This window comes from Haliscomenobacter sp. (genome assembly GCF_965225875.1).
Lineage (GTDB): Bacteria > Bacteroidota > Bacteroidia > Chitinophagales > Saprospiraceae > Haliscomenobacter.
In genome coordinates this window covers 1,005,471-1,018,811 of sequence record NZ_CBDDBS010000002.1, presented here as the reverse complement: position 1 = coordinate 1,018,811, position 13,341 = coordinate 1,005,471, and the positions used below count along the sequence as shown (strand labels likewise).

The following is a 13,341-nucleotide window of genomic DNA, read 5'->3' as shown; positions in this document are numbered from 1 at the left end:
AGACATTTGTAACGAATTAATACGCACTTTTAAAACCTAATCATCGGATCATGGAACAAAATCAACTCATTGGTCAGCTCTGGGCTAGTAGTTTCCCCAGAGGCGCGTTACTTGCCGGCTTATTTTTATTTTTTGCAAATTTTCTCGTCGCTCAAACAATTACTGGAACCGTTAATGACAATTCGGGGGTTGGTATTCCCGGGGTCTTGATTCTGGTAAAAGGTACCACTCGCGGCACAGTTACCGAGGTGAATGGCACCTTTAGTATTGCTGCCAGTAGCAATGATACCCTTGCTTTCAGTTCAACGGGCTTCGCTACCGTTTATGAAAGGGTAGGCAATCGGACCCAAATTGTAGTAACCATGCAAGAATCCATTCTGCAATTGGATGAAATGGTTGTTACAGCATTGGGTATCCGCAAAGAGTCCAAAAAGTTGGGCTATGCCACCACTACAGTTGGAGCGGAAGCCCTTACCGAGAACCGTTCGTCCAACTTTATGAACACCCTGCAAGGTAAAGTTGCCGGGGTGAACATCTCTGGATTGGGTACCGGACCTGCGGGAACCTCCAAAATTCGGATTCGGGGCCAGTCTTCTATTTCTGGCCAAAACAACCCGCTGATCGTAGTCAACGGGGTGCCGATTGACAACACCAACTTTGGTACCAACCCTGGTAATGCTGCTGCCGACAACTCCATTGGGGTACGCGGAGGTGGAAATACCTCGGATGGTGGCGATGGTTTGTCCAGTATCAACCCGGATGACATTGAAAGTATGACCATCCTGAAAGGTGCTACTGCTGCGGCACTTTATGGCTCTCGGGCAAAGGATGGGGTCATCATGATCACCACCAAATCAAAGGGGACTGGTAAAGGTATCGGGGTCACTTTTAACTCCAACTATACCAATGAAACGCCACTGGATTTTACGGATTATCAGTACGAGTATGGCCAGGGCGAAAATGGTGCCCGCCCTACTGCACCCAACCCTACCTCAGGCCAGTGGTCATTTGGAGAAAAGTTTCAACCCGGTATGACCCAGGTTTTGTTCGATGGGGTAACAGTGCCTTATGTACCTGTTCGGGATCGGATCAGAAAGTTTTTCGTAAATGGTTCTAACCTGACCAATACCTTGTCTCTGGCCACTGGCGGCGATAAAGGAGGATTTAATCTTTCTTTTTCCAACATGGACAACCAGGGGATTGTATCCAACAACAAATTCAACCGCAAAACCATCAACATGGGTTTTGGCTACGATTTGTCCAGCAAAATCAGCTTCTCGGGTAACATCAACTACTCCAACGAGTACAACCGGAACCCACCGAATATTGCCAACCAGGACAACTCTATTCCTACGGCAGTATACAACATGGCTAACTCCATGCCATTTGATTTATTGGATGAAAAAAAATACGACGCTGCTGGAAATGAATTTGTGTATTCTCGTTTCCGCAACCGGACCAACCCTTATTGGACGATTGCGGAACAGTTCCAGAACATTCGTCGCGATCGCCTCTTTGGCAACCTGGCCGTTAAGTACAACCTAACCCCCTGGTTATTCGTTCAAGGCCGGGTAGGCCAGGATTACTGGTCTCGGGATCAGGATTTCAACAACTTCCCAACTGGCCATGCTTCCTTGGCAGCTGCCCCCGCAGGCTTTGTGAATGGGGTGTACACCCAGGAGTCTCGCCGTTTCCGGGAAACCAACATGGATATCCTCCTTTCGGGTACCCGTACCTTTGGCAAATTTGGTCTTGACTTCAATGTCGGAGGTAACCAGATGTACCGCCGTTCCGATTTGAACTCAGTGCAAGTAACTGACTTTGTAGTGCGTGACTTGTACACCGTAATGAATGGCCGGGTAAAAGATCCGATTTATGGCCTTTCTGAGCGGGCAGTTAACTCTGTGTATGGCTCTGCTGAGTTTTCGTACAACCGGATATTGTATGTGAATGTAACCATGCGGAATGACTGGTTCTCTACCCTTTCTGCCGATAATCGTAGCATTAGTTATCCATCGGTATCGGGTAGTTTCATCTTCTCCGAAGCATTTGGACAAGCGCCAAAATGGTTGAAGTTTGGTAAACTTCGTGCAGCCTATGCTGAAGTAGGTAGTGACACCGACGTTTCTCCTTATGCCAACAACCTATTTTACGGCATCAACGCGAACTTGTACCCGAACCCATCCGGAGCAGGTCAACCAGTTGGTGGCTCACAAGGCCTCACTTTGCCCAATGCCGGGTTACGCCCAATGCGCGCTACGGAGGCTGAAATCGGGCTTGAGTTGAAAATGTTCGACAACCGGGTTTCTCTGGACGCAGCAGTGTACCAAAAAATCACCAATGACCAGATCGTATCTGCTCAGGTTTCCGACGCTTCCGGCTTTACGAACACCTTGATCAACTCTGGAAAAAGCCGCAACAACGGGGTGGAAATGTTGCTGAACCTGGTACCCGTACGCACTTCCAATTTCCGTTGGGATCTGAGCTTTAACGGATCGTACAACATTACCAAAGTATTGAGCTTGTTGACTGATAAACCAGGGGAACGCATCACCGTAGGTACTCACGTGTTCAATGGTGAACTTCGCCAGGTGGTCGGTCAGGAAATGGGACAAATTTATGGTTTCGGTTTCCGTCGTGATGCCCAAGGGCGTATCGTATATGGTGGCAACGGAATTCCATTGCGTACCACCGACCTGATTTCTTTTGGTTCTGCCTTGCCTAAATGGGTTGGCGGTATCAACAATGGATTTACCTACAAAAACTTTAACTTTTCTTTCCTGGTGGACTTCAAACTGGGCAACATGATGCTGTCTGGGACCAACTTCAACGCAGTACGCCATGGTTTACATAAAATGACCTTACCTGGACGTGATCAAGGTGGTATTGTAGGGGCTGGAGTAAACGAAAAGGGCGAAACCAATACCGTGAAAGCCAACGTGCAGGATTATTGGTCGGTAGTACGTTCTCTGGCTTTGATTGAACCCATCGTATACAATGGTGGCTACTGGAAGTTGCGCCAAATCACTGCAGGGTACGACTTTGGCAAACATCTGCCTGCTAATTCCGTCATCAAAGGTTTAAAACTCAGCTTTGTAGCCAACAACGTTTTGATGCTCAAAAAATGGGTAGACAACATCGACCCAGAAACCTTTGGTTACAGCTCTGACAACCTGGTTGGTATGGAATCCACCGGCTTGCCTTCTACCCGGAGCATTGGCTTCAACCTCAATGTTAAATTCTAAAAGAACCAGCACATGAAAAAGAACTTTCGCTATACTCTTCTCTTATTGTCGATGCTGGCTATGGCTGCTTGTGATGAAGGTTTTGACGACCTCAACATCAACAAAACAGCGGCCACCAGTGTCAATCCGGTCTTCTCTTTGAACAATTCCGTGATCAATGCATCATTTGTGGCAACTACCGTACAATATGAGATCGGGATCGTTCAGCAGATGATCTCTCCCAACTCGGGGGTACTTACTGGTGCCAATTTTAACCAGGACAACCGCGATGCGACCCAGGCTTCCTGGCAGCGTTATTACCGTTCTACCATCCGCTTTGCAGTAGACGTTATCCTGGCAACCAAAGACCAGCCTACGCGCAGCAACTTGTACAACATGGCTCGAATTTGGAAAGCGCATGCCATGATGGTGATGACGGATACTTACGGAGATGTTCCATATACCGAAGCGGGCAAGGGTTATACCGACCAGGTACTTTTGCCTAAATATGACTCTCAACAGTCTATTTATACGGACATCATTAAGGAGTTGACCGAGGCAACTGCGGCTTTGGATGCAGGCAAAACCATCGAAACAGCCGATGTACTTTATGGTGGCAATATTACCCAATGGAAAAAATTGGGCAACTCCCTGCTCCTGCGGGCCGGAATGCGCCTGGTGAAGGTAGACGCTGCCTTGGCCCAATCAACGGTGGCAAAAGCGGTACAAGGGGCCTTGATTGACGCCAACGCCGACAACTGCGTCATCCGCCACGATCCCAACTACGTAAACGGGATCGGACAAATGTTGAATTCAACTGAAGCCAATAACTTTTACTTGGCCAAACCTTTTGCAGATCATCTGAAAAACACCAGTGACCCTCGTTTGGGTGCAATTGCAGTGCGTTATGTAGGGGTCAAATCGGGGTCCGAACAAACCCCAGCCAAGGCCAACATCGATCCAGCTGTACAGGTGGGCATGCCGCTTGGTTTAGATAACAGTACCGCTGTAGCTCAAGCTACCAAAGATGGTTTGGCCAGTTTCTACGATTATTCGCAGGTCGACCGCACCCGGATGGTTAAAAACACCGCTCCGATGTTTTTGGTTACTGCTGCTCAAACTCAATTGTTGCTAGCGGAAGCCATCCAAAGAGGCTGGGCAACCGGTAACGTTGGGCAAACATTCCAAAAAGCTGTTCGTTTGCACATGGAGCAGTGTGCTTTGTATGACGCCAAGTCGGCTATTGCCAGCAGTGCTATCGATGCCTACCTGACCGCCAATCCGTTTGATGCCAGCAAAGCTCTGGAGCAAATCAATACGCAGTACTGGATTGCTTCCTTCCTGAACGGACCTGAGGCCTTTGCCAATTTCCGTAGAAGTGGATTCCCTGTACTCACTCCGAACCCTTTCCCTGGCAAAGCCATTAAGGGTGCCTTTATCCGCCGATTGACTTATCCTAACTCCGAAATTTCGGTTAACAAAGCCAATGTCGATCAGGCAGTTGGCCGCCAGGGCGCCGATGACCTGGATAGCCGCGTTTGGTGGGATAAGTAAGATAGGGTGTGAGTGTGGGTGTGAATGTGTGGGTGGTTTGGGGTAACCCAATGTGGCCGCACAACATCCAATGTAGGGGCAACCGCAAGGGTTGCCCCCATATTTCGCAATTCAATTGAATCAAATAGTGTTTTGTCCGAGGAGGCTGTTCGGTTAAAAAATCGCAGATGGTATTTTTTTACACCGAATGGCCTCTACTTTCCCTAACTCTAATAACTTTACCGCCTTTAGATTTTTCGGAGCAAGTTCAACTGTAAAAATGGTTCATTCATACATCGGCATTGACATTGGTACTACTGCGACCAAAGCGGTGGTTTTTTCTCCAGTGGGGCAGGTTTTGTACCAAACGAGTCGGGAATACCCCATGTATCACCCCCAACCCACCTGGAGTATTCAAAAACCAGAGGACTTGCTTCATGCAGTAACGGACTGTTTGCAGGAAGTAAATCAACGTTTTCCAGAAGCCAGTTTTATTAGTTTTAGTGCAGCGATGCACAGTTTGTTGTTGTTGGATGAAAAAGGCAAGCCCCTGACGGATTGTTTGTTGTGGGCAGATAACCGCGCTGCAAACCAGGCCGAAAGATTAAGGGACTCCGAAGAAGGACCATACATTTACCAAAGAACAGGTATTCCATTACATACCTTTAGTCCCTTGACCAAATTGTGGTGGTTCAAAGAGGAAGCACCGGAAGTCTTTCAAAAAGCGCACAAGTTCATCAGCGCCAAAGAATACGTTTGGCAACACTTGACCGGAGTTTATCAAGTTGATACTTCGATGGCCTCAGGCACCGGGATGCTGAACCTGGAAAGTCTGGATTGGGACGAGGGAATTTTGAAAGACCTGGAAATTAGACCTGATCAACTTTCAGCTGTTGTCCCCTCCACTTATTTCACCAAAAGTTTAGATGGGCAATATACCCTGGTCATTGGTGCCGGGGATGGGCCTTTGGCCAGTTTGGGCACCGGTGCTATTGGCGCTGGTAAAATGGCCTTGACCATTGGTACCAGTGGCGCCATCCGCCTCCCCGTTCGTGGACCTAAAATGGACCCGGAAATGCGTACCCAGTGCTACCACCTGATCGACGATCAATACCTGAGTCTGGGTGCAGTCAACAATGGCGCAGTGATTTTGCAATGGCTGAAAGAGAATGTCTTGCGCAGCGAAGCCAGCTATGAAACTCTGTTTGAACAGGCTGCTACGGTACCTGCGGGGTCAGATGGTTTGTTGTTTGTACCCTATTTGTTGGGGGAAAGAGCGCCCATTTGGGATGCCAATGCCCGGGGCTGCATGTTGGGTTTGAGCATTCAGCATCGCCAGGAACACTTTGTACGCGCAGCGTTGGAAGGCATTGTGCTAGGGTTGCGGCATATCGCCGAAGTGTTGCTTCCCACTGAAGCGGATCGGGCAAATGTGGAACTCTGCGCCAGTGGTGGTTTTGCCAAAAGTGAATTGTGGGTACAAATTGTAGCTGACATATTTCAGATGCGGGTCATCCTTGCCGAAACGGTGGAAGGTTCTGCCTGGGGAGCCGTGTTGTTGGGCTGTAAAGCACTGGGCCTGGATTGCAAGGAGCAAGCAGGGGAGGAGCAGGTTTTTGAACCCAATCCAGCGAATGCAGAGGTTTATGCTGCGGCGTTTGAACGATTTCGGGAGGTGTATCCGATGTTGAACAATCTAAAAAAGGTAGGTAGTTGGGAACTTACCCCTCAATAGGCTAAATTCCCAACAAAATTACCATCAAGACTTACTTACACGTCTTCGCATATTCAAACACGTGCTGCTCAATATCCGCCCATTTCGGATCTTTGCCGTATTTGTTGAACAAATCAGCACAATCTTCAAACAGGGGCTTGAATTCATCATCATAATCGGCTTTTTTCAAGCGGTAAGCAGGTGCATTACCTTTGGCAACATAATAAGACTTTTCGTCGCCACCGGTTACCTGAATGCCACCTACGGCCATACCACCCGTTTCAGCAGCCAATGGATCAAAATACACTTTCAATTTTCCACTGAAGGAGGGATTGACCAATTGCAGCAGTAAATTACTCGTCTTTTTACCTATTCTCACCGGAGCTTGTTCAAAAAAGACGTAGCCTTTGCCAATGATGTCTTTGTCCAGATCAACATTGTCCCATTGGGTTGCATCATTCAAAAAGTCGAGGGTTTTGCCCAGTTTGTCCCAGCCAGAGGGGGGGAGGTACATGTGTTTGATTTCCGCGGGCTTCAGTTTGCGTTTTTTGCTGGAGCCGTCTACATTTTCCAACACCACTTCTTCGATCAGGCCTTTTTTGCGATCCAGGTCTTTGATGTTGCCCTGCAATTGGGTCCCGTCCTGTAAAGTTACATAGGCGGTTTTTTTGCCAGAAAAACTGAAGGTTCCGGGTTGGAATTTCTGGGCTTGTAATACGCCAAGGGTGGTGCTGAAGGTCAAGACGACCAGCACAAGTTGAATAGTTAACTTCATGTTTAGTAAAGATTTGTATGTAAACTGGTTAATGAAATAAATTAAATGATAATCGGTTGAAAATGAATCATTTGCACACTGAATCAGTTAATTGTAAAACGATCTGTAAAGCAAGTCTCAAAATTAATATCCTTAAGCGTAAAGCTTTTTTGATACGGCAAAGCTCTACTATTTTTTTGATTTAACAAACTATTTTTACTCAAAAAACATCCCTCGCAATTTTGTACCTACTTTTATGCTGCATCATCCACTGACGGGCTTTCTGAAGGTCACCATCTCTCCATGACCTAACATCTTTTTGTGTTTTTATAGGGAAAGCTTCCAACGACTGAGCGAGGTAGTACAGCCCAAAACTGGCATAGGCCTCAGCTCCAGTGCAAGGATCATCGGGGAGGCTTTTCGTTGAAAACAATAAATCAGAAAAGACTTTGATGGTCTCGGGCTGGCGAATATAAGCCAGGACTTCGAGTAGCCTTAAATTGTCCAACAAAACGTTCGGACTGAGCTGTTTAATAAAGTATTGAATAGATGCCTTATCCCCCATACGCGCCAAAGCCATTCTTGGTGCTTTGGAAAAATCGGGATTTTCGTTAGATACCAAGGATTTAAATTTTGGAACAAGCTCTTTTAAATCCAGCATACCTGCAATCAAAATGAGGTCAGAATCAAAATTGGAAACCAATAATTTATCGACAATTGCTTTTCTAACAGAAGGGTCAAAGTATTTCACCTCAAATTTTTGCAGACCACTTACGGCATTGTAACATCCATAATTCAAGCGCATCGAATCGTGGCAAAAACTCAATAATTGGTGAATGACCTGGGTTTTGACAATCGAATCCTGAGTATACATCCCCAAATCGGCATACAAATCTGCAAGCTCTCTTTGCAAATCCCTATGATCAATCTGACGATAGACTTTTGTTATTTCCTGCACATTTTTTAACTCAAAAGATTTGTCCTTAATTGGCTCAAAAAGGGAGTAAACCCTACCGCCATCAAGGAGCTTATTGAGGTCTCTACCTAACCTATTCAAGGTTGTATCGGTTTGGGCAGGAAGAAAAGAACAAAGAACGACCATTAAACAAAGGAGTATGGGCTTTTTCACAGGGATACATTTAGCGTGTTCCATTTGTAGATGCAAAGCGGTCTATATTTGGTGTTTGTATAAAAGGATTTAAGCCTTTATTTCTTTTGCCACTCCTGCAACCAAACTCCCCATTTGCGGGTTTCCAACTTATTGTGCATCTTTGTACACTCGAACACCCGCATCCTGATTCAACATGAAGCAATTAGCTTACCTGAACAAGTATTTTTGGAGATACCGTCGGCATTTTTTTCTCGGCTTTTTGTTTGTCTCCCTGTCCAATTACTTCCGGGTTCTACAGCCCCAGACCATCCGTGAGGCACTGGATTTGGTCGTAGAAAACCTGTACCTGTACCGCGTTTACCAGGGGACAGCACTTGAGGGTGAGTTCTTTGCGATGCTCGGGCAACAACTGTTTTACTTTGGCCTCCTGGTTTTGGTGCTGGCTGTAGTGATGGGTTTGTTCATGTACTGGATGCGGCAAACCATCATTGTAATGTCCCGTTTGATGGAGTACGACATGCGCAAGGAAGTGTTTGCCCACTACGAAAAACTCGACCTGGCCTTTTACAAGCGCAACAACACGGGCGACCTCATGGCTCGTATTACCGAAGACGTGAACAAGGTGCGGATGTACCTGGGGCCGGCCATTTTATATGGTGTCAACCTCGTTTCTCTGTTCATTTTGGTCATTTCTTCCATGCTGGTGGTCAGCCCGGAGTTGACCTTGTATTGTTTGATTCCATTGCCTTTTTTATCCTTGTCGATTTATTATGTGAGCACGCTCATCAACCGGCAGAGTGAAAAGATTCAAAAACAATTGGCGGTACTCAACAGTACGGCTCAGGAGGTTTATTCGGGGATTCGGGTGGTCAAGTCTTATGTGCAAGAAGCACCAACAGTCAAACATTTTGCCGACCAAAGTGATCGGTTCAAGCGTCAGTCCTTACGCCTGGCGTTGACCAACTCCTTGTTTTTCCCGCTTATGTTGTTGCTCCTTGGGATCAGTACGCTGTTGGTGGTTTATTTTGGCGGTATGCAGGTGGTCAAAGGCACCATCACTCCGGGCAACATTGCCGAGTTTATCATTTATGTCAACATGTTGACCTGGCCCGTAACCGCCATCGGCTGGATTGCCTCGATCGTACAACAGGCGGCGGCCTCTCAAAAGCGCATCAACGAGTTTTTGAAAACTCAGCCCAGCATCACCAATATCGGCCACAATACCGAAAATCTGAAGGGGGAAATCGAATTCCAAAATGTAACTTTTACCTATCCAGATACGGGCATTACCGCTTTGCAAAACATCAACTTTAAACTGGCCCCCGGTCAAAAAATGGCCATCATTGGGCGTACTGGGGCGGGAAAAACCACCATTGCCGACTTGCTCCTGCGCATGTACGACGTAACTGAGGGCCAAATTCTGCTGGATGGGCAGGCTCTAGCAACCCACGACCTGGCCAAAATTCGCCAACGCATTGGTTATGTGCCCCAGGATGTGTTCCTCTTTTCAGATACCATTTCGGCCAATATTGCCTTTGGGAAAAGGGATGCGCCGCAGCCTGAAATCGAAAACTTTGCCCGCTACGCCTCCGTGTACAACGATATTATGGAGCTGCCTCAAGGTTTCGACACCATGGTGGGCGAACGTGGGGTGACGCTCTCTGGTGGGCAAAAACAACGGGTATCCATTGCCCGCGCCCTCATCAAACAGCCGGATATTGTGATCCTCGACGACTGCCTCAGCGCGGTGGATACCAATACCGAAAAACAGGTGCTGGAATATTTTACCACCGCCCTGGCCAACAAAACGGCCATCATCATTACGCACCGGATTTATTCCCTTTTGCAATTTGATCAGATCATCGTGATGGACGGTTCCAGAATTGTAGAAGCTGGAACCCACGAAACCTTACTCCAAAACAAGGGCTATTACGCCGATCTTTTTGAAAAACAAACCGAAGAGGTTCCTGCGTCGACCTTGGAATAGCGCGTGTTAATTTTCTGTAAACTCATTTTTTGTTGGCATGGCTAACCCCTTCACCCTTGGGGTTTTATTCGATGTTACTGAACTGCTTCCAGGCTTCGGTAGGGAACTTTTTTTGCGAATTCTTTGATTATTCAGGCAATTACTTACTTTTGTACAGTGGTAATCTTATTTATCCGGTAAATTAAAACATCCAAAGCAGTGGATCACGAGAGAAACCAACGGAGATTTGAGAGCGTGTATTCGAGGAAAATCCGCGCGGGTAAGAGAAGAACGTACTTTTTTGACGTTCGCAAAACGAAGGGTGAAGATTTCTATTTGACACTTACCGAAAGCACTCGTAAATTCAATGGTGATGGCTATGAGCGCCACAAAATTTTCTTGTACAAAGAAGATTTCAACCGTTTTATGGATTCCCTACAAGAGGTAGTTGAATACATCAAAACGGAGCTGATGCCAGAATACGATTACGACGAATTTACTCGTCGGCACGAAGAATACGATGCACAAGATTTTGATGAGCGTGACGATCGCGGCGATGAGGAGTTCGATGATGAGCCGGTCAAAGAACAACGGCCAACTACGCCCCCTCAACCTAGTGCAAAAAAACTGGAACCATCAGGTACTCCTTTTAAGGAAGACGATATGGCTTGGTAATAAACACAATTGATGTGTTTGGATAAAAAAAAGGAGAGCATTTGCTGGTTGGCGAATGCTCTCCTTTTTTTGTACGAAAATCTCAAGCTACAACCTCTAATCTCTAAGATGTTCTAAGGTGCCTAAGGTGGTTCAAATAAAAACTCTTTCGCGCAAGCGCGAAAAGTATGTTTTTTTCTAACCACCTTAGGCACCTTAGAACACCTTAGTAGAAGACTTAATAAGATCCCAAATACCTCCGCAAAAACCACTCCGTAGCAATCAGCAACAACAATATGGCAAACAACCACTTGATATTGATCAAGGATTTGGTGGTAGCATTTTCATAAATAATCGGTTTGACCGTACCCACCGCTTTGATCATGGACGGAATGTCATTCATTTCCGCGGGGCTAACCATTTTACCCCCGTATTCTTCACTCAACAAGCGCAGGAGGCGGTGATCGGCAGTGGTTTCGTACTGTTCGAGTTGGATCGGCTGTACGCTAAACTGGCCATTGTAGCTCAATTGTTCGCCGCCACTATTGACCTTGCCCTCAAATTTGTAATTGCCCACCGGAAGTGTGCCCGCATTGAGGCTATAGGCTTTGCCCGACTTATTAAAGGTATAAGTGTAGTCCTTGCCCTTTTCGCTGGTGATGACCAGGCGTACATCCGGCTCATTGATCAACTCGTAACTTTTGTTGTACAGTTCCGCATCAAAAAACACCTGCTCATTTTCGCGGTAGATGTTTTTGGACACGTTGACCCGGAATTTGCGCTTGTCCTCTTTTACCCCCAGGTATTGGGTCACTTTGCTCACCCAATCGTCGAACAACTCGTGGTTGTCCACATTGAGGAAGTTAAACAAACGCCAGCGCCAGATGCCTTCCGCCAGAAGAGCCCCGGTACGTGCACCATTCTGTTCGCCAAAAACAAACAAGGGGTATTGCGTATCAATCTTGCGAATGCGTTGGTACATCATCACCTGTGCAGAACCACCTACCTTAAATTCCCCGAAAGGAGCCTGAATAGGGGGGTAATTGGCGAACTCGGTTTTGAGTTTGTCTTCCAACAAAAACAAAGCGAAGTTTCCAGCGAAACGCCCTTGTACATCATTGGTATTGCGCCCATCGGTTTGTACCGTGACCAGGTTTTGCACCCGGTTGAACTGGCCATAATCCGTTTGAGCACCGGTGATGAACAAGCGGGGAATTCTTTCCCGATCCAAAGCGGCCAAAACCCCCGAAGCATCCACCCCTCTGCCAGGCAGTTGATGCAAGACTACGTAGTCATAACTGGCAACATTGCCTTTAAAATCCCGGAAGTCAGCCACTTCAACCTGATAGTTTTTATTGGCAGAAATACTCTGGCGAATGGCAGAGATATCGGGGTGGGGCGAATGAGCCAGCAGCAAGATTTTTTGGCGCGCGTCCAAAACATCCACAAAGATGTCCTGACTGTTGTTGTTGCTGGAAGCCTCACCCAAAACTTTGTTGACAACTATTCGGTAGCGCTGCACTCCCGCCTTATCGGCATTGAGGATGATCTCCTTGGTAGAAAAATAATCCTTTCGATCGATATTCAAAGGTTGGGAAGACATCAACTGAGTTTTGCCTCCATCCACTTTGTATACCGAAAGTGAAGTGGTATTTCCTGCACAATTGACGGCTGAAATGTCGACCAAAACGCTGAACTGGTCCCCGAGGTAAACTATTTTATTGTGAAAAACCCGCTTTAATACCAGGTCTTTTTTAGGGGTTGTATCTCCCAAAGCTACTGTAAATACAGGCACAGCCGATTTTTCACCCAAATACAAAGGATTGTTGCCTTCGTTGTAAATACCATCGGAGGCCAGGACAATGGCACCCAGGTTGTCGCCACCATATAAGTCGTAGGTATTGGAAAACAAATCTGCCAGGTTGCTGATTTTGTCCTCGTATTTATCGGGCAGTCCTTCTCGTACCGAGCTCCCAAAAGCAAAGGATTTTACCTCATAGTCATTGCCTAGGTCGCGTTGGAGTCGTTCCAATTTTTGCTGGTATTCGGCTTTATCTTTGCCAATTGCATTCCCTACCGATTCCGAAGCATCCTGTGCCAGGACTACAATGGGTTTGCGGGTGTCGATCTGTTTGTAACGCAACAGGGGCGACAACAAAAAGAAGGCCAGGAAACTTGCCCCTAAAAAACGCAATCCGCTCATCAACCACCGCAACCAGGGGGCCTGGTCTTTGAAACTATTGTCGCGATAATACAAAAGCAGTGCGTAGCCCAGTCCAAGCAACAAGCAAAACAATAAAAACCAGGCAGGGTAAGAAAATGTCAAACGATCCATAATTGTACCTAAATTGTCGGGTTGTCCCCCATGTGGGGTATTTCGAGCGA

At 46.8% G+C, this 13,341-nt stretch carries 8 protein-coding genes; 5 read left to right on the top strand and 3 right to left on the bottom strand.

The annotated features are described in order from the left end of the window. Positions 1-50 precede the first annotated feature (50 nt). The 3 genes from ACO08K_RS07055 to ACO08K_RS07045 all read left to right on the top strand — a co-directional run bounded on the left by ACO08K_RS07055 (position 51) and on the right by ACO08K_RS07045 (position 6,492). Complete coding sequence (locus ACO08K_RS07055) at positions 51-3,245, top strand: SusC/RagA family TonB-linked outer membrane protein (protein ID WP_421795687.1); 3,195 nt, start codon at positions 51-53, stop codon at positions 3,243-3,245. A 12-nt stretch (positions 3,246-3,257) separates the two neighbouring features. Next, positions 3,258-4,778, top strand: a complete 1,521-nt coding sequence (locus ACO08K_RS07050; RefSeq protein WP_421795686.1) for a SusD/RagB family nutrient-binding outer membrane lipoprotein — start codon at positions 3,258-3,260, stop codon at positions 4,776-4,778. A gap of 259 nt (positions 4,779-5,037) precedes the next feature. Continuing rightward, positions 5,038-6,492 (top strand): gluconokinase, encoded by a 1,455-nt coding sequence (locus ACO08K_RS07045; protein ID WP_421795685.1) that lies wholly within the window; start codon positions 5,038-5,040, stop codon positions 6,490-6,492. Between the two features lie 31 nt (positions 6,493-6,523). Here the strand turns inward: ACO08K_RS07045 and ACO08K_RS07040 are convergent, their stop codons facing one another. Then, entirely contained in the window at positions 6,524-7,246 is a 723-nt protein-coding gene (locus ACO08K_RS07040) for a hypothetical protein (RefSeq protein WP_421795684.1), read from the bottom strand. Between the two features lie 199 nt (positions 7,247-7,445). Continuing rightward, the gene (locus tag ACO08K_RS07035) at positions 7,446-8,354 is read right to left on the bottom strand and encodes a hypothetical protein (RefSeq protein WP_421795683.1); all 909 of its coding nucleotides are present in this window, start codon (positions 8,352-8,354) and stop codon (positions 7,446-7,448) included. Positions 8,355-8,529: 175 nt separating this feature from the next. Here ACO08K_RS07035 and ACO08K_RS07030 point away from each other — a divergent pair, with 175 nt between their 5' ends. Further along, a complete protein-coding gene (locus ACO08K_RS07030; RefSeq protein WP_421795682.1) occupies positions 8,530-10,323 on the top strand; it encodes an ABC transporter ATP-binding protein in 1,794 nt (597 codons plus the stop codon). Between the two features lie 198 nt (positions 10,324-10,521). Beyond that, positions 10,522-10,977: a DUF3276 family protein gene (locus ACO08K_RS07025; protein ID WP_421795681.1), complete on the top strand. Its 456-nt coding sequence runs from the start codon at positions 10,522-10,524 to the stop codon at positions 10,975-10,977. A gap of 217 nt (positions 10,978-11,194) precedes the next feature. Here ACO08K_RS07025 and ACO08K_RS07020 read toward each other — a convergent pair whose 3' ends face one another. Continuing rightward, positions 11,195-13,291: a hypothetical protein gene (locus tag ACO08K_RS07020; protein ID WP_421795680.1), complete on the bottom strand. Its 2,097-nt coding sequence runs from the start codon at positions 13,289-13,291 to the stop codon at positions 11,195-11,197. Positions 13,292-13,341 lie beyond the last annotated feature (50 nt).